The organism is Paraburkholderia sp. MM6662-R1 (assembly GCF_050436245.1).
GTDB lineage: Bacteria > Pseudomonadota > Gammaproteobacteria > Burkholderiales > Burkholderiaceae > Paraburkholderia > Paraburkholderia tuberum.
On sequence record NZ_JBNDLV010000004.1, the window covers coordinates 347,394 to 366,160 of the forward strand.

Consider the following 18,767-nt stretch of genomic DNA (forward strand, 5'->3'; position numbering starts at 1 on the left):
CCTAGTCGCGCAGAAGAGGTAACACGTCATTCACGAACGCGTACAACGCATCGGGCTCCGTTATTCCGAGCATCGCATCGGGAAGCGATTGCATACTCTGTACGCGGCCGGCGGGTATCTTCTGCAGCCCGCTCTTGCGCAGCTCCACGAGCCGCTTTTTCTCAGCATCAGCGCGCCGCCTGAGCTGAACAACGCCACCATCGGGATTCGAGACCAGGGTCGCGTCACTACCCGCGTTGAGGCAGGCCCCGTCGTAGTTGTCAAACGAACTAAAGTTGATACGAACTACTACAAAAGTTGGTGCCTTTTCAGTTCTGTGACGAATTCCGGGCTGAAGAGCCTTGTGTAGCAGGGTTTCCGGCTGATTGACGTAAAGATGGTACGCTGTGTAGCGAGAGACTTTGGCCTGTCTCACCCGACGCGTCGCCTCTCAATCAAGAATCTCGAGCCCGTTTTCAGCGCCCCATTGCCTTAGTGCCTTTTCGACAGAGTCGGCTTCAAACGCATACCAGCGTTCCAGAGCACCTTCGCGCTCGAGTAAATCCTTGAAGCGCGCGTATGCCCCTCGCCGCTGGAAAAACCCTTCAATCTGGTCATAACGCGCAGGCAGCTGCTGTGCGGCAAAGCGCAGGGCGAGACTGCTTCCGAGATCAAGTTCGTTCTTGTGCGGTATCGCGAGGTAGCGATCCGGGTCTTCCAGATCCTCGGGAATCGCCTCCTCGATCGTGTCGATGGCATCGGAAATCCAGTAGATTTTTCCCGTATCGAGCGAGATATACGCCTGGTGTTCCATCGGCGCTGCATAGCTGACGAAGTCGAAGGCCGAGGAAAGATCATCGAATTTGACGGCGACCATGACGGTGACCTCATCGGGATGTTTTTGCTTTCTGTGGGGGTCGTGGTGTCGCCGGCGAACGTGTGGGCGGTTTTTGCGTGGCGGTTGAACGGGGCGCCTTTGGAGCCCCCGCGCGCAGCTTGCCGGCAGGTTTTGCGGCAACGACGGGTTTGACCACCGCTTTAGGCGCCGCCGTTTTGCCTTTCGAGGTCGATTTCGCGCTTGCTGAACGGGTCGCCCCTGGTGCGTCCGCACGCGCCTTGCCAGCAGGTTTTGCGGCAACGACGGATTTGACCACCGTTTTGGGTGCCGCCGTTTTGCCTTTCGAGGTCGATTTCGCACTCGCTGCCGGTTTCGCTGGGGTCGATGGCGTGGGAACCCGGCTCGTTTGCGCAGCGGACTGCCTGCCTGTCCGTTTGCGTGCAGCAGGAGATGCGGCGAGCGGCTCGCTGCCGGTGTCGATCTCGATACCGAATACGTCGCCCAGGGCCGCGTCGTCGAGAACCTTGCCCGACGCTGGCGCGGGTCCCGCTGCGGACAATCCGGCACCCGTGCTGCTGACGAGATCGGCGGCGTCCACACCCCGCAGCGTGAAGAGCAGTTCGGGCTGCTGGTCGAACCGGGCGCCGATACCGTACAGCACCGCGGCCACATGCTTGCACATCGACGCCCAGTCGAGGCAGCTGCAACCGAACCGGATATCCTTCGGCGACGGAAAGAGTCCCGTGCCCGGCTTGCAGATCCGTTCCATCACGGCGCCCGATAGCTTGCCCTGCAGCAGCTCGACCATGGAATCGATCGATGACGCGCAGTCGGCGACCAACGTGCGCCAGTGTTGATTGGCAGACGCACTGACGTCGATCTTGACCGTGTAGAGGCTCGATCCCATGACCTGTGCGTGTATTTTGCCCGCCGTGATCTGCAGATCGATCACCGAACCGTTACGGACGTAGGTGCGCCCGCGCGGCAGGCGATTGCCGTAGTCGCTGTAGCGCTCCAGATTATCGCACCACGCCTTGCCCCAGAAGGTTTTCGCGATGGCGCCGCGATACGGCGCTATCGGCGACAGCGTCCTGCCGGTCTTGATTGCTTTCGCGACCTGCTGTTCGGCTTTTCTCCGGCGTTCAGCCACCGGGACATAAGGTTTCCATCCACCGTAGTAACCCATCACATTCCCTTTGCGTAGTCAGGTTTCCTGCGCACGATGTATATCGAGCCTGACGAGATCGAGCAACTCCCGATCGGTCATTTCAGTCAGCAGCAGCTCCGCTCCGCCTTCGAGCACATCCTTCACCAGTTGCTGCTTCGTTTCGATTAGCTGGTCGATCCGATCCTCGACTGTGCCCCGGCAGACGAACTTGTGCACCAGCACGTTCCTGCGCTGGCCGATGCGAAAGGCCCGGTCCGTCGCCTGATTCTCCACGGCCGGATTCCACCAGCGATCGAAATGAATCACGTGGGAGGCAGCCGTGAGATTCAACCCCGATCCCCCTGCCTTGAGCGACAGCACGAAGAAGGGCGTCAATTCGTCTTCCTGAAAAAGCCTGACCAGCTCGCGCCGCTTTCCGACCGGGGTGCCGCCATGCAGGATCAAACCCTCGCGGCCAAACAGTGATCCCAGAAACGCCGCCAGGGGCTCGGTGGTTTCGCGAAACTGCGTGAATACGAGTACCTTTTCCTGCTTCGCGGCAATCACGTCGACCAGTTCCCGCAGACGCGCAAATTTGCCGCTGGCCTCAGGCTTCCATGCCGCGTCGCCGAGCCACTGGGACGGATGGTTGCATATCTGCTTCAAACGCATCAGGTAGCTCAGCACGATGCCCTTGCGCTCGATGCCTTGTGCACCGTCGAGCGCGGCGGCCAGGTCCTGAACCGCGCGCTCGTACAGTGCGGCCTGGACGGGACTCAGGTGACACCAGGCCTTGAGCTCGGTCTTTTCCGGGAGATCGGCAATGACATTCCTGTCCGTCTTCAGGCGGCGCAGAAGGTACGGTCGCACGAGCGAGCGAAGCGGACCGAAGTGCCCGGCTTTCGCGAGACGCCTGCTGAATCCGGCGAAATCCTTCGCCGAGCCCAGCAGGCCCGGATGCGTGAAATCGAAGATGGACCACAGGTCCGCCAGGCCGTTTTCCACGGGGGTACCTGTCAGGGCGATGCGCGACTGCGCCTGAAGCTTCTTGACCTGCCGGGTCTGCCTGGCTCCGGGGTTCTTGATTGCCTGCGCTTCGTCGACGATCGCCAGGCGCCATCGGATCGTCTCCAGCGCGGGTTGGCGAAGCAGCGCGCCAAAACTGGTGATGACGAGGTCGGTCTGGGCGAGCCGCACCTCATCGAGGCCGCGCAGGGTCTCGGCCGGCGTGACGGAGGGGTGGGCAACCAGGACGCGCAGACCGGGCGCAAAGCGTTCGGCTTCCGAGGCCCAGTTGGCCAGCAAGGAGGCCGGCGCAACGAGGAGGCTGGGACGTGGATCACGCTGTTCGCGCTTCAGGATGAGGAGCAGCGCGAGGATCTGGATCGTTTTGCCGAGCCCCATGTCGTCGGCCAGACACGCGCCCAGTTCGAGCCGGCTGAGCAGGTAGAGCCACTGCACGCCCGCGTGCTGGTACGGTCGAAGCTGCGCATGCAACCCGGGGCCCGGCTCGACGCGCGCCAGGCCTTGCGGTTGACGCAGGTTCTGAAGGGTATCGGCCAGCCAGGGACCGGCCACGACCTGCGCCCAGTCGTGTTCTTCAGGCACTTCGGCATCATTGCCCGGCACGCCTGCCAGCAGGCGTAGCGCGTCGTTGAGTGGGAGCCCCAATTGCGCGGCTTGCCCGAGATCTTCGAAGCGTTGCAGAAGACGGCCGAGCTTCCGGGTATCCACCTCGATCCAGCGCCCGCGGATCCACTGCAGGCCGTCGGCGCCCTTGAGCAGCTTTCGGACTTCGGCGGGGCTTAATGGTTCGCCCTCGAGCGAGACTGCCAGGTTGAAATCGAGCAAGGCATCCTTGCCGACGAGCGACGGCGGTTTCGTGCCCACACTGGCCGTGACGCTCGGCCGCGCGGGACGACCCGTCGTCCACGTACCGGGCAGCCGGACGATGATGCCGGCGGCCTCGAGTGCCGGCAGATCCTGGAGCAGGTGCCAGGCCTCGGTGGGCGTCCAGCGCAGCGGATGATAGATCTCGCGCGACTCAAGCATGGAGCGCACCCAGTCGCAACACTCGGCCGCCCGCTGAACGGGGAGCAGCAGCGAAAGAAGCTGCGCCTTGTTGCGCGTGCCGGAAAATTCCTCGAGCGAGCGCGACAGGGGCTGATGCTGGGTCTTGCCATGCGCGGAGACGCGCGCCGTATAAGTGGCCAGAAAAGCGAAGGGGGCCTCAGGGTCTTTCCGGTTCTCGGCAAGATTGAAGTGGACCCGGCCCACCAGATTCCAGGTGGGGTGACGCGACCTGAGAAATGCCTGAAGCGAGCCGCCCGTGCTGGCCAGCTCCTGGCGCAGGGCGCTGCCGATCTCGCCCCACAGTGTCGCGAGCACTTGCGGCGTGAGATATTCGACGCCTGTCATGGGTGGGGCATCGTCGATCAGCCTCCCGATGTCCCGGGCGTCCGGTTCGGCGACTGCGATGTCCCCGTCTGTGGCCGTCGTGCACAACGCGGTGACGTAACGCATGGCGAAGTCGCGCCACCAGCCCCAGGCGGGGGGCAGTGCCCGTCCGATTACCGTGCTGCCGAGATAGAGCAGACCGTGGCCTGCGCCGGCCTGAAAAGCGCGGTCGAGCGCGATGTCTTCCGGCACAGGGGAAGCATCGGTTTTCGGCACCGCAAGAAGATGACCCGTCGGCGTGATGTTGGGCGCAAGATGATCCGTATTGATCGAAGGCATGATGGTCGAAGGCGCTGATTTCACTGCAAGTCAGACGGTGTACGCTGTTTCCTGATGCGACGTCCAAAGGCCTCAGCGAACTGCCGGGCGCGCTTGAGGTCGTCTCCGCGCAGGTACATCGAGGTCGTTGAGATGGACGAGTGGCGCAGGTTGTCGCGTACGCTCGTCAGTTCCGCGCCGCGCGCGAGTGCATGACTGGCGTGGGAGTGCCGCATCCAGTGCGGGCTCGCGCGGCACAGTTTTTCCGCCAGCAGCGGATGATCACCCTCCAGCACGCCAGCGGCTTCCACGAAGAACCGGCGCATGACGCGCCACAGGTGCGCGCCCGTAATACCCGCGCCCTCATTCTCGCCGAGGCTGGCGAGGATTGGCGTCGCCGGGCTCCAGCGCTCCCGTGAGACCGGCAGCCGTCGTTCAAGCAGATATTGATCAAGCGCATCGGTTGCCAGCGGGGGTAACGCCACCCTGCCGGGTTTGCTGCCTTTGCCAATGAGGTGAAGCCACGACTCGCCGTGCCCGTCAGCACGGATGTCGCGCAGCACGGCGCCCACGAGTTCGCTCGCGCGCAGGCCCGTCGCGTAGCCGAAGTCGAGCAGGAAGCGCAGCCTCTGTGCGGCCGGTCCGGACCAGCCGTACGACCACTCGAGACCGTCCGCAAAGGCCCGCAGCAGCAGCCACTCGCCCTCGGTGAAGCCGCGCGTCGTGTCGAGTTCGGGGCGCAGCGCCGCGCCGCGAACCTTGACGCCGGCAAAGGGGTTGGCCAGCACGTAGCGCTGCTCGATGAGCCATCGATACAGCGCCGAGAGGACCGTCAATGCGTAGGCAGTCGAGCGCGCCGACAGGCCGCCTGTGAAGGGGCGCCATTCGACAGAATCACGCGGTCGCGGGGGACCGACCCAGCGTTCACGGGGCGAGGGACGGCGTACAAACGTCCGGTATGCAATCGCGTCGTCGGTCGTCAGCGACGAGAACGCGCGGCCTCGCTCGACGATGGCCCAGAGGATCAGCCGCTCGGCTTCCTTGCGGTAGGCGCGCTGCGTCGTGACTGTTTCGTGCAGCGCGAGCCACGCCTGCACGGCCTCGTAGTCGTTCGTGGCATTGAGCGTGCAGGTCTCGCGCGGGGCGCGCAACGTACCCTGCGAACCGTCGACTTCATGCGGCAGCCGTAGCTGCTCCCACGGCACGATACCGGCCGGCTGCGTGAGCGTGATCAAGGCACGGGCACGCTCGGTCAAGGCAGGGTGCGCGGCGAAGAACGCTTCGATGGCGTGCGCGCCGGTCGCCCCGAGCCCCTTGATCCGGGTCCACCACTGGCGCCGGCGCGGAATGCGTACCGTCAGATCCGTGAGCGTACGAATGCCGTGCGCATGCAGCGCCCGCACTGTGCGCGGCGCGAACCACAGCGCGACGTCGTCGGTCACCTGCGGTTGTGGTACGGGCAACGATCCAAGCGTCCTGATCGTGCGCTCGACCGTGCCCGCCCGTGCGTGCCGTTGCGTGGGTGTATGTTCGAAGACTGCCGCCAGATCGGGCCGATGCCGGCTATGCGCAAAGGCGATCAGTTGCCTGCGGATGTCTCCGATGAGACCCCGCGAGGAAACGCCTGCCGCCCTGCGCCCGCCCAGGTAGCGGGCCACGGCTGCGCGCGAGGACAGGCCCGCATACCAGCTGCGCAGGGCGGCAAGCGAGTCGGCATTGGGGAAACCCTGCCCGGCGGGCTCCTGGGTCTGACGCGTTTCCATGGTGCCAACTTTTCATGTGCGAAATGAATGACGCGATAATATAAATTATCTCACTGCTTCGAATTTGTAAAATTTTTCTCGAGCGCAAAAGACTGTGACGAGCGCTTCGAGCGCCGCCGCGTTCGCGCGGAAGTCGTCCGAGCGGGGGTTCAGCTTTGATTCGATGAAGGGCATCGTTTTAGTCTCCTTTTTCCCGCGCGCGCTTAAATCGTTTCCGCGAACAGTTCGCGGCCAATCAACATGCGGCGAATCTCGCTCGTGCCCGCGCCAATTTCATAGAGCTTCGCATCGCGCCACAAACGACCGACCGGATACTCGTTGATATAACCATTGCCGCCGAGAATCTGGATCGCCTCGCCAGCCATCCAGGTCGCCTTTTCGGCCGTGTACAGAATCACGCCCGCGCAGTCCTTGCGGACCTGGCGCACATGGTCGTTGCCGAGCGTGTCGAGTTGGCGGCCCACCGCATACAGATACGCGCGGCATGCCTGCAGCGTCGTGTACAGATCGGCGACCTTGCCCTGGATCAGCTGGAATTCGCCGATCGACTGGCCGAACTGCTTGCGGTCGTGGATATACGGCACGACCGCGTCCATCACCGCGACCATGATGCCGGTCGGGCCGCCCGCGAGCACCGCGCGCTCGTAGTCGAGACCGCTCATCAGCACCTTCACGCCGCCGTTAAACTCGCCGAGGATGTTTTCCTCCGGCACCTCGACGTCCCGGAACACCAGTTCGCCGGTGTGTGAACCGCGCATGCCGAGCTTGTCGAGTTTCTGCGCGACCGAGAAGCCCTTCATGCCCTTCTCGACGATGAACGCGGTGATACCGCGCGCATTCGCTTAGGGATCGATCTTCGCGTAGACGACCAGCGTGTCGCAATCGGGGCCGTTGGTGATCCACATCTTGGTGCCGTTGAGCACGTAGCGGTCGCCCTTCTTGTCCGCGCGCAGCTTCATGCTGACGACGTCCGAGCCCGCGTTCGGCTCGCTCATCGCGAGCGCGCCGACGTGCTCGCCCGACACGAGCTTCGGCAGATACTTGCGCTTTTGCGCCTCGCTGCCGTTGCGATGAATCTGGTTCACGCGCAGGTTCGAATGCGCGCCATACGAGAGGCCGACCGAGGCCGAGGCGCGCGAGATTTCCTCCATCGCGACCATGTGCGCGGTGTAGCCCATGTTCGCGCCGCCGTACTCTTCGGAGACCGTCATGCCGAGCACGCCGAGATCGCCGAACTTGCGCCACAGGTCCATCGGAAACTGACCGGTGCGATCGATTTCCCCCGCGCACGGCGCGATTTCCTTGGCGGCGAACGATCCAATGCTGTCGCGCAGCATTTCGATCTCTTCGCCGAGCGGGAATTTGAGTCCAGGAATTTGTACCATTGCATGTCTCCTGTATAGGAAACGTTGATTTCAGTTCGTCGCCGGGCGGCTATGCCATGCGACCGCAAGGTTCGGTGTTACGCCGCTACTTTTGGTGTTGCCTGTCTCGCGGTCTCACCGTTTGCCAACAACGCCGCGGCGGTCTTCGCAGCGGCGGCCGCATTGCGCTCCCTGATATGTCCGAATCCACGAACCGTCTGCGGCAACTTCGCAAGCTCAATCCGTGTCGTCATATGCGCTTCGTCAAGACTTTCGACAAGACGTTTCACGAGCTTCTGGTAGTCTCCGATCGCAGCACGCTCGTCCCGCCGTTCCGCCGTGTAGCCGAACGGATCAAGCACGGTGCCGCGCAGAAATTTCGCTTTCGCGAGCAGGCGAAACGCAGGGACGACCCAGCCGCCGTACTGCTTCTTGATGAGGTGGCCTTTCTCGTCCTTCTTCGCCAGCAGGGGCGGCGCAAGATGGAAGCGAAGCTTGAAATCCCCTTCGAATTGTCCACGGAGCCGTGTGAGGAAGCTTGTCTCCGTAAAAAGGCGAGCGACCTCATACTCGTCCTTGTAGGACATCAGCTTGTACAGACTGATCGCCACCTCGCGAGTAAATCGGTCACCACCCACACGGCTCGATTCAAGCGACGCGATTTGTTGGACGAAATCCTCGTACCGCTTCGCGTAGGCCGCATTCTGATACGCCGTCAATTTACCCACGCGATCTGCGACAATCTGTTGAAGAGACGCTTTGCGCTGAGGCATCGCCATGATGCTTACTTTTTCCAGACCTGCTGCCGCGCGAGCGATGGAAAGGTCCAGCGCGGCCTGTCGCCCCCATGCAAAGGCCGACTTGTTCATCTCCACTGCCGCGCCATTCAGTTCGATCGTCTGTAGCAGGGAGCGCTCCTCGATAGGAATCAAACCCTTCTGCCACGCGTATCCCAACAGAAAAACGTTCGTCGCTACAGCATCGCCCGTCAGCGCTGTAGCGATCCGCGACGCCTCCAGCGCCTCGGTCACTTGCGTATTCGCCTTGACCTGGCTCAGCAGTCCTGCAGGCGCTGCCTGCCAGTCGGGGTCCCGCGCAAAAGTCCCGGTCGGAGCAACGTCGAGGTTGACGACCGCAAGCGTGCGCAGCGGGCTACTTAACGTCATCGCGTCTTTGCTCGCAGCAACCATCATGTCGCAGCCGAGCAGAAGGTCAGCTTTGCCCGACGCCACTCGCGCCGCGTGCAATGCGTCCGGGGTCTGAGCGATGCGGATATGCGACATGACTGCGCCACCCTTTTGCGCCATGCCTGCCATGTCGAGAACCAGAACTCCTTTGCCTTCGATATGTGCAGCCATCCCCATCAGAGCACCGACCGTGACCACACCAGTTCCTCCAACGCCCGTGACTACGACGTTGTAGGGACGTGACAGCCCCGCGATTTTCGGCGCGGGCAACCCCGTTGGAACCGCAACACGCGCCTTTGCGGCTTTACGCAACTGACCGCCCTCGACGGTAACGAAGCTTGGGCAAAATCCCTTCACGCAGGAGAAATCCTTGTTGCAGGAGCTTTGATCGATAGTCCGCTTTTGGCCGAGATCGGTTTCTAACGGCATCACGGAGACGCAATTCGACTGCACGCCGCAATCGCCACAGCCTTCGCAAACTTCTTCGTTGATGACCACGCGGCGCGCAGGATCAACCAGCTTTTTCTGCTTTCTGCGGCGCCGCTTTTCCGCCGCGCAAGTCTGCGCATAGACAATTGCGGTCACGCCCTCGACGTCCCGCAGTTCCTTCTGCAATGCGTCCATCTGGTCGCGATGCAGCAACCGTGTGCCCGGCGGCAGTGTTGCGCCGTTGAACTGCTGCGGCTCGTCACTGACCAGGTGAACCTGCTTAGGCTGCTACTAGCAGACAGGCGTGGGTGTTGTCCGCTACCATTGGCGAGACAGTTGTAATAACGACCCGCAGGTCATGCTTGCATGGACGCACGGTACAGCTATTGAGTTGGAATCGACACCTGAGCGCCCCGAGGCAACCCGGAGCTACGAGGAAAACCGCATATGGCGACACGCACGAAACCGCGAATCCGGGTTGGCGTTGGAGGCTGGACCTATGGCCCATGGCGCGGGGTGTTTTATCCGCCGGATCTGACGCAAAAACGCGAGCTCGAATACGCGAGCCGCCAGCTGACGACCATCGAAATTAATGGGACATTCTATGGCTTGCAGAAACCCGAGAGCTATATGAAGTGGCGCGACGAGACGCCTGACGATTTTGTATTTGCACTCAAGGCGCCGCGCTACGCGACCAACCGGCGTGTGCTGGCCGAGGCCGGCGACAATATCGAACGCTTCTTCGGCAGTGGCCTCGTGCATCTGAAACAAAAACTCGGTCCGATCAACTGGCAGTTCGCCACAACCAAGCAATTCGACGCAGACGACTTCGAAGCGTTTCTCGCGTTGCTGCCCAGGAAGCTCGACGGACTCACGCTAAGGCATGCCGTCGAAGTTCGACACGAGAGTTTCCGCAACGAAGTCTTTGTCGCGCTGGCGCGCAAATATGGCGTGGCGATCGTACTCGCAGGCGATAGCCATTATCCTCAGATCGCCAGTCTCACCGCACCCTTTGTGTATGCGCGCATCATGGGGACGTCCGAAAAGCAGGCCCAAGGTTATTCGAAGAAGGCGCTCGATGCGTGGGCCGAGCGCGCACGCCAGCTTGCCGCAGGCACCATTCCTGAAGATATCGAACCCGTCGAGGCCAAGGCAGCCGCAAAAAGCGCGCGCGATGTTTACCTTTACGTGATCAGCGGCTTCAAGGAACGCAATCCGGACGCGGCAAAAGCCATCATCGAGCGCCTGTGACAGGCTAAAGTTGAGCGATATGCGTACGCGTTGATCGTATTGCGAGCAGAACCCGAGGCGCACGCAACGAAAAAGTGGGAAGCCCGCAAAGGCTTCGCTCTCAAGCTGGCGCGTCACAGCATTAGCAACTTCGGTCCAGCAGCCAATTTTTCCGCCTCTTTTGAAACCCGAGTGGGTGATTTGGCGGGTCAAGGGCGGGCGTGAGCCCGGCGCAGCGAACCCTTGAGGCGCCCTGAACCGGCAAGCTGGTGCATGGCTGGTTGCGGCAGAATGCGGCAACCAGCCATGCGAGACGAAGCGAACATGACGAATCAACTCTTTGAAGCCGCCTTGGGAATCAAGGCCCCGTGGTACCTGCAAGGCGTCGACTTCGACACGGCCAAACGGCAGCTCACGATTGCCGTGGACTTTGTCGCTGGCAGCCGCTTCGCCTACCCCGGGGTCGCCGGTGAGCACCCAGTGCATGACACGCAAATCAAGCGACTGCGCCACCTGAATTTCTTCCAGCACGAGTGCTATCTGGAAGTGCGGGTACCGCGAGTGCGCTTGCCGGATGGCGCGGTACGGCTGGTGGAACCCGACTGGGTCGGCCAACTCGACGGCTTCACGTTGCTGTTCGAAGCGCTGGTGCTGATGCTGGCGCAGCAGATGCCGTTTGCCGCGGTGGCACGCATCGTCAATCTGTCGTGGCACCGAGTGCACGCCATCTGTTCGCGCTATGTGGAACTCGCGCTCACGTCGGCGAACCTGTCGGACGTGAGCACGGTAGCTATTGACGAAACCTCGTACCGGCGCGGCCACGAGTATCTGACGCTGGTCGCCGACATGCAGGCGCGACGGGTCGTGTTCGTCACGCCCGGGCGTGACGCGAAGACGATTGAAGGCTTCGCGGCATATCTGAGCCGACACCACGGCACGCCCGAGCAGGTCACCTCGGTGAGCATCGACATGTCGCCCGCCTTCATCAAAGGCGTGGGCGAACATCTGCCCAATGCGCGGCTGACGTTCGACAAGTTTCACGTCGTCGCCCACGCGTCCAAGGCGCTTGATACGGTGCGCCGCCAACAACAGAAAGCCGACCCAGAACTTAAAGGGATGCGCTGGACGCTGCTCAAGGACGCCAACAAACTGAATCTGGCGCAATTGACCGACCTCGAGGCGCTGGTCAGGCAGTACGCCACCAAGCGCACCGCCCGCGCATGGCTGTATCGCGAGCAACTGCGCGAGATTCTCGGGCGCAAGCAAATCCATGTCGTCTCCGAGATGTTGCGGCAGTGGTGCACCAACGTCATGCGTTCGAAAGTCGAGCCGATGAAGGACGTCGCGCGTCTGATTCGTCGGCACTTCGACGGCATCGTCGCCTGGACTCAGACGCGCCAGACCAACGGCTTCATCGAAGCAATCAACGGCTTGTTTCAAGCGGCCAAGCGAAAGGCTCGCGGCTACACGCGCTTCGCGACGATGCGCACGGTCCTCTTTCTCGTTGCTGGCAAGCTCGATTTCTCCGGCCTCAACCCGCATGCCTCGTGAGCCCCGTTACCCACTGCATTTTCAAAAGAGCCGTCTTGCATGATCGCCGAGAACTCCCCAGTTTTAGCGTTCGCGAGAATCAGCTTGGTCATGCTCACGCGATACTGCGGACAAAACCGATACTAAGCGGAAGCCAAACCGCTTCCGCCGTTACCTTCATCCAATCTTCAATCCATCGCGATTGGGCGAACTCACTGGACGAGTGTCTCGTCTACGACCCGCTGCCCAGAGCTGAACCCTGCCATGAGCGCGACGGCTTCCGTCGCGAAAGGCTGCTGGTTATCTGCTGTCAGCCGTATCGGCGCAATCATGAGCCAAGTAGCGCCCGCCGTTCTAATGTGCCGTGTGCACGACGGCGATGAAGCCACGCGGTGGCAGCAATGTAACGTTGCCAGACGCTTCCCACACTGGTTCAAGCTCGACCGCGATCTCGAAGCCTTTTGTACGTATAGATTCTTTTCATCTGTCTATTTGAATTGTGACCCCGCTGTCTCGCACTCTACGAAATCAATTCTTCGACGCAGGCCCCTTCTCCCGTTCCGTAACGGAAGGTTCGCGAAAAGTGTTTGAACAATTTTTTCAGGGGCCGCCATATTCACCTTTCTTTCAAAGTTGGGGCTGGTGGGCCGCACGAATGACATTATGCCCACAATACCGCCACGGTAAATGATCGGCGTCACTGGCGAGCCTCGTCGAGGCATTGATAGCTCATCGACCGCTTTCAGGCGCAGCTATCGATCGAGGCGTCGCCGCGTCGAAGGGCGGCTCGCTCCTCATTAGTTGACGTTCGCGAACAGATCGTGACGGGCCGTTTCTGGCCGATCGCGGACTAACAACAGTATCAGTTCGGCGCCGGCATCCGTGGCGCCCAATAGGAAAGAAGTTTGCGAAGCAGCGTGACCGGACGTCGCGCCGCACACTCCGGCGAAATGTGCAGTTTGCCTCGATACCGGATTTATTGCGACGGCTCCGCGATGGCCCCGGACATAATGAGCAAGCGTACGTGAGGTCGAGCGCCTGGCGGTCCGCTACCAGACATCGGATGCTATGGTCCCTTGCTTGGGTTGACGCAATCCGCCAAATTCAGGGTGCTAGCTGTGCCCCATCAATCAATGAGGCCCTCCATAATTGTCCCACCACCGTAACGGCGAACCGAAGTGAATTTCCTTCAGTGCGAGACAAGGTCTGACAAAAGCTATGAGACAGTCGCAGCCAATTGAATTTTTAAGCTGGCGCTGAGTTTATTGGTTTTGTTAGATGCATGTCATTGATTGAGAAAACGACAGGCAATTAACCAAACCCACACTGACATGCCGACCGCTTTCGCACAAACCGTCGAAGCCCACTTTACCGAGCTTACCCCCACGGCCAAGCGCATCGCCAGTTACATGCTGGCGAATCTCGAACGACTCGGACTCGAGACCGCTGATCAAATTGCGCAGCAGACGGCCACGAGCGGAATTTCTGTGGGGCGTTTTCTGCGCAGCGTCGGCTATCGCAACCTCGACGACCTCAAGCGCGAGCTGCGCGGCGCACAAGCGCGCCCGTGGATGATTACCGACCGGCTCGACGAATACCGGCGTGTGTCCGGACAGTCCGGCAACACCGCGCATAACGGCGAGAACGGCGCCCTGACCCGCTCGCTAGAACTCGAAATCGACGCGATCCGGCATGTGTACCAGTTGGCGCAATCGCCCATGTTCGCCCGCATCGCGGAGCGCATCTCCAATGCGGATGCCGTGTATATCCTCGGCATCCAGTCGACGCGCGGCATCAGCAACGCGTTCTACAGCTACCTCGAATACATCCGTGCGCGCGTGTTCTACTCCGACGGTATGTCCGGCTCATATGTCGATTCGCTGAACTCGGAGTTTGCCTCACCGTACCTCGTCATTACCGATACGCGCGCCTACTCGATGATCGCGCGCCCCTACTGTGAAGCCGCGACACGTCGTGGCGTGCCGTTCACGCTGGTCACCGACATCTATTGTCCCTGGGCTCGCGAATTCGCCTGCGACCTGTTGCAGGTCAAAACCGACGTCGGCCAGTTCTGGGACTCTCTGGCGCCGCTCACCTGCCTGTTCAACCTGCTGATTACCGCGATCGTCGCGCAACTGGGGGCCGCCATCGACGAACGCGTCGCGCGCAATCGCGAGCTGCAAGGCGAATTTAACCAGTTCGATCTCTGAACCCTCTCATATCCGGCATCGTACCGCGCCCTCCATGACAAGACCGCGACTCATCGAAATTACCGCCGCCACGCATGGCGTGGACATCGACCTCGTCTATGCCACCGAGCGCAACCTGACCGGCAAGCCCATCTACAAGATGGCTCACTGCCTGCTGCTCGAACCCGCCGAAGCCGGTTTGCGCAAGGGAGTTGAAATTGCCCGCGGCGCCGGCCTGACAGTGCGGATTTTCGACGCCTACCGTCCGCCCCAGGCGCAACAGGTGCTGTGGGATTTCCTGCCCGATCCCACCTACATCGCTGAGCTTGGCCGTGGTTCGAACCATAGCCGCGGCACGGCGATCGACCTGACGCTGCTGGATGCCAGCGGCAATGAACTCGACATGGGCACGGCCTTCGACGCCATGACGATCGAGTCCGAACACTTCCATACGGGCCTGCCCGAGCACGTGCAGCGCAACCGCCTGTTACTGCTCGGCATCATGCACGGCGCCGGTTTTGCGCACATCAAGAGCGAATGGTGGCATTACGAGCTGCCAGGCTCCCGTGCGCTGCCGCTGATCGACAACAGCGAAAGCGGTCCGTTGCATCTCATGTAGTGGCGTTCGATCTCTCCATCCGTTGTTCCCTGACAGGCTCTACCCCATTCCTTATGGAGCGGCAATGAAACTGGTATCGCGCAATGCACTGACGGCGGCAGCGATCGCCTCCGCCTTGACCTTGTCGTTCACAGCGGCCAGCCCCGCTGCGGCGGCGACGCCGAAAGACATGTTCGTCATGGCCACGCTCCTCGACGAATTCACCACGCTCGATCCAGGCGAAGTCTACGAGCTGGTGCCGGAAGAATATGTGGCGAATACGTATGACCGGCTGGTGCGGGTCGATCTGAAAGACCCGTCGAAGTTCAACGGCGATGTCGCACAATCATGGACCGTGAGCCCCGACGGCCTGACCTTCACGTTCAAGATCCGTTCGGGTCTAAAGTTCCACTCGGGCAATCCGTTGACCGCCGACGACGTCGCGTGGTCGATCCAGCGCACCGTCCTGCTCGACAAAGGCGCGGCGGCCGTGCTGCAAGGCATCGGCCTGACCAGGGACAATGTGCTTAACAACGTAAAGAAGGTTGACGACACAACCGTCAGTGTGACGACAGACCAGAAATACGCGCCGACGTTTGTCCTGAACGTACTCGGCGCGTGGCCTGCATCGGTGGTGGACAAGCAGTTGCTGCTCACGCACCAGAAAGGCAATGATTTCGGCAACGACTGGCTGCGCACCAACGAGGCCGGCTCCGGCGCCTACAAGCTCGTCAAATGGACCGCCAACGACAGCATCGTACTGCAGCGCTTCGACGGTTATCGCTTACCGCTCGCGATGAAGCGTATCGTGTTGCGTCACGTGCCGGAAGCATCGAGCCAACGCCTGCTGATCGAGAACGGCGACGTCGATGTGGCGCGCAACCTGAGTCCGGACGATCTCGTCGCACTGACCAAGTCCGGCAAGGCGCATGTGACCGCGGTGCCGCAAGCGACGCTTCTGTACCTCGGCCTGAACGTCAAGAATCCGAACCTGGCAAAACCGGCAGTCCAGGAAGCGATGAAGTGGCTGATCGACTATAACGGTATCCAGAGCAACGTCGCTAAAACCACCTACAAAGTGCACGAAACGTTCCTTCCGGAAGGCTTTCTCGGCGCGCTGAACACGAACCCTTACCAGCAGAACGTCACGAAGGCCAAGGCGCTGCTGGCAAAAGCCGGGCTTCCGAATGGCTTTTCCGTGACGATGGACGTGCGTAACGGCTACCCGTACAGCGAAATCGCCGAAGCCGTGCAGGCCAATCTTGCGCAAGGCGGCATCAAGGTTCAGATCATCCCCGGGGACAACAAGCAGACGCTTGCAAAGTACCGCTCGCGCTCGCACGACATCTATATCGGTGAATGGTCCGCTGACTACATCGACCCGCACAGCAACGCCCAGGGCTTCACCTGGAATCCGGACAATTCCGACAAGTCGGCCTACAAGATGCTCGCCTGGCGCAACTCGTGGGACATTCCTGGCCTGACGAAGGAGACCAACGCCGCGCTCGCCGAATCGTCGACAGCGAAGCGCGCCGAGTTGTACCAGACGATGCAGAAGCAGATGCTCGCGAACTCACCCTTCGTGATCATGTTCCAGCAGGTCTCGCAAGTGGCCGCGCGACCGGGCGTGACGGGACTCGAGGTGGGTCCGATCAACGACCTCGTGTCGTATCGTGATCTGAAGAAGCAGTAACGTTTGCGGCGAAGGCGATACTGTCCAGGCTTCGCCTTCGACCGAGGAACTCATCATGTCGACTCCCTTCACGACTTTCGAGCGCATGCGCGCGCTTTCAGCTGAAAGCGCCAGCGTGCGCTGGACCTTGCGCCTCGTGCGCTGGATCATCACGCTCGTGATCACCTTCACCGGGTTGCTGGCGGTCACGTTCGTGATTGGCCGTAAAATTCCGATTGATCCGGTGCTGGCGATTCTCGGCGATCGCGCGTCGGCGACGGCCTACGTGGCGGCGCGTCTCCAGCTCGGGCTGGACAAGCCGCTCGCCGTGCAGTTCCTGATCTATGTGCGCGATGTGCTGCATGGCAACTTCGGCATGTCGCTACTGACCGCGCATCCTGTTATCGAAGACATCCAGCGTGTGTTTCCCGCGACGCTCGAACTCGCGACCCTGTCGACCATCATTGGCGTACTGATCGGTGTGCCGCTCGGGGTGATTGCCGCCGTGCGCCACAACCGCTGGATCGATCACGTCGCGCGCTTTGTCGGCCTCGTCGGCAGTTCGGTACCGGTGTTCTGGCTCGGGCTGATGGGCCTGCTGCTGTTCTACGCGAAGCTGCACTGGGTAGCGGGTCCGGGTCGCGTCGATCCGGTATTCGACGGGATGGTCGATACGCACACAGGCAGCCTGCTCATCGATTCTCTCATGGCGGGCGAATGGGACGTGTTCTTCAATGCGTTCTCGCATATCGCCCTGCCTGCTGCCATTCTCGGCTACTACTCGGTCGCCTATCTGAGCCGCATGACGCGTTCGTTCATGCTCGAGCAACTCAGTCAGGAGTACATCACCACGGCACGTGCGAAAGGCTTGCCCGAGCGCCGGGTGATCTGGCGTCACGCCTTCGGCAATATCGCCGTGCCGCTCCTGACCGTGATCGCACTCACGTACAGCTATCTGCTCGAAGGCTCGGTGCTGACCGAAATCGTCTTCGCCTGGCCCGGTATCGGTTCGTATCTGACGGGCGCCCTGCTGAACGCCGATATGAACGCCGTGCTTGGCAGCACGCTCGTGATCGGCGTCACGTTCATCGCGCTCAACCTGTTGACCGATGCGCTTTATCGCGTGTTCGATCCGCGCGCCCGCTGATGTTCCGGAGATTTCCCTCGTGCTTCCCCCAACCGATCAATCTATGCAAATGCAGGACTGGCCGATGAATGCCGTGCCCCGACGATGGAAAGACTGGCTGCTGAGTGACACGCCCGCGTCACGCAAGCAGGCCGCACTCGGCCTCGCTTACCGGCGCTGGCGACGCTTCGCGGGCAACCCGCTGTCGGTCTTCGGCTTGGTGATTCTGGCCTTGCTGATCATCATCGCGGCAATCGGGCCGCTGATCGCACCGCACGATCCGCTGCAGCAAGTCCTCTCCGACCGCCTGCTGCCGCCGGGTTCGCCATCGCACTGGTTCGGCACCGACCAGCTTGGCCGGGACATCCTCTCGCGTCTTGTCTACGGCTCACGGCTCACGCTTTCGATTGCGATTCTCGTCGTGGTGATCGTGGTTCCGGTGGGCCTTTTGATCGGCACCACTGCTGGCTTCTTTGGCGGCTGGGTGGACAACGTGCTGATGCGGATCACCGACGTGGCGCTCGCGTTTCCGAAGATCGTGCTCGCGCTCGCTTTCGCGGCCGCGCTGGGATCCGGTGTCATCAACGCGGTGATCGCCATTTCGATTACGGCCTGGCCGGCCTATGCACGCCTCGCGCGGGCGGAAACGCTGCGGCTCGTGCAAGCCGATTTCATTCACGTCGCGCGCTTGCAGGGCGCGTCGCGGATGCGCATCCTCCTGCGCTATATCATGCCGCTCTGCTCGTCGTCGGTGATCGTGCGCGCGACGCTCGATATGGCCGGCATCATTCTCACTGTCGCGGGTCTTGGGTTCCTTGGCCTCGGCGCGCAACCGCCGAGCCCCGAGTGGGGTTTCATGGTCGCGTCGGGCCGCAACGTGCTGCTCGATTCGTGGTGGGTGGCCACCATTCCGGGCTTTGCCATTCTGCTGGTGAGCCTCGCCTTCAACCTGCTCGGCGACGGTCTGCGAGACGTCTTCGATCCGCGCCATGGAGGCTGA

Annotated in this window: 13 protein-coding genes and 1 pseudogene; 7 read left to right on the forward strand and 7 right to left on the reverse strand. The window is 61.5% G+C overall.

What is annotated here, in order from left to right; all coding sequences use genetic code 11:
- Position 1: 1 nt before the first annotated feature.
- The 7 genes and pseudogenes from OKW39_RS31395 to OKW39_RS31425 all read right to left on the reverse strand — a co-directional run bounded on the left by OKW39_RS31395 (position 2) and on the right by OKW39_RS31425 (position 9,617).
- Positions 2–415: a hypothetical protein gene (locus OKW39_RS31395; RefSeq protein ID WP_090806711.1), complete on the reverse strand. Its 414-nt coding sequence runs from the start codon at positions 413–415 to the stop codon at positions 2–4.
- Between the two features lie 15 nt (positions 416–430).
- Complete coding sequence (locus tag OKW39_RS31400) at positions 431–856, reverse strand: UPF0158 family protein (RefSeq protein WP_090806713.1); 426 nt, start codon at positions 854–856, stop codon at positions 431–433.
- Positions 857–866: 10 nt separating this feature from the next.
- Entirely contained in the window at positions 867–1,769 is a 903-nt protein-coding gene (locus OKW39_RS31405; protein WP_429564428.1) for a hypothetical protein, read from the reverse strand.
- Positions 1,770–2,021: 252 nt separating this feature from the next.
- Positions 2,022–4,700: a DEAD/DEAH box helicase gene (locus OKW39_RS31410; RefSeq protein WP_429564429.1), complete on the reverse strand. Its 2,679-nt coding sequence runs from the start codon at positions 4,698–4,700 to the stop codon at positions 2,022–2,024.
- Positions 4,701–4,720: 20 nt separating this feature from the next.
- On the reverse strand, positions 4,721–6,442 hold the full coding sequence (locus OKW39_RS31415) for a site-specific integrase (protein WP_090806718.1): 1,722 nt from the start codon (positions 6,440–6,442) through the stop codon (positions 4,721–4,723).
- 203 nt (positions 6,443–6,645) lie between these two features.
- Positions 6,646–7,827, reverse strand: a pseudogene (locus tag OKW39_RS31420) (isovaleryl-CoA dehydrogenase).
- A gap of 77 nt (positions 7,828–7,904) precedes the next feature.
- Positions 7,905–9,617, reverse strand: coding sequence for a DUF6537 domain-containing protein (locus OKW39_RS31425; protein ID WP_429564430.1), 1,713 nt, complete (start codon positions 9,615–9,617; stop codon positions 7,905–7,907).
- A gap of 252 nt (positions 9,618–9,869) precedes the next feature.
- Here OKW39_RS31425 and OKW39_RS31430 point away from each other — a divergent pair, with 252 nt between their 5' ends.
- From OKW39_RS31430 to nikC, 7 genes are all read left to right on the forward strand, one after another.
- Positions 9,870–10,673 (forward strand): DUF72 domain-containing protein, encoded by an 804-nt coding sequence (locus OKW39_RS31430; RefSeq protein WP_090806724.1) that lies wholly within the window; start codon positions 9,870–9,872, stop codon positions 10,671–10,673.
- Positions 10,674–10,976: 303 nt separating this feature from the next.
- Entirely contained in the window at positions 10,977–12,203 is a 1,227-nt protein-coding gene (locus OKW39_RS31435) for an ISL3 family transposase (protein WP_429361893.1), read from the forward strand.
- Between the two features lie 1,310 nt (positions 12,204–13,513).
- The gene (sapR, locus tag OKW39_RS31440) at positions 13,514–14,392 is read left to right on the forward strand and encodes a sap1 transcriptional regulator SapR (protein ID WP_090806728.1); all 879 of its coding nucleotides are present in this window, start codon (positions 13,514–13,516) and stop codon (positions 14,390–14,392) included.
- Positions 14,393–14,426: 34 nt separating this feature from the next.
- Positions 14,427–14,990: a D-alanyl-D-alanine dipeptidase gene (gene ddpX / locus OKW39_RS31445; RefSeq protein WP_090806730.1), complete on the forward strand. Its 564-nt coding sequence runs from the start codon at positions 14,427–14,429 to the stop codon at positions 14,988–14,990.
- Between the two features lie 64 nt (positions 14,991–15,054).
- A complete protein-coding gene (locus OKW39_RS31450; RefSeq protein ID WP_429364047.1) occupies positions 15,055–16,662 on the forward strand; it encodes an ABC transporter substrate-binding protein in 1,608 nt (535 codons plus the stop codon).
- Positions 16,663–16,717: 55 nt separating this feature from the next.
- Positions 16,718–17,788, forward strand: coding sequence for an ABC transporter permease (locus tag OKW39_RS31455; RefSeq protein ID WP_429564431.1), 1,071 nt, complete (start codon positions 16,718–16,720; stop codon positions 17,786–17,788).
- Between the two features lie 64 nt (positions 17,789–17,852).
- Positions 17,853–18,767 carry a nickel transporter permease gene (nikC, locus tag OKW39_RS31460; RefSeq protein WP_429364049.1) on the forward strand — a complete coding sequence of 305 codons (915 nt, stop codon included), beginning with the start codon at positions 17,853–17,855 and terminating at the stop codon, positions 18,765–18,767.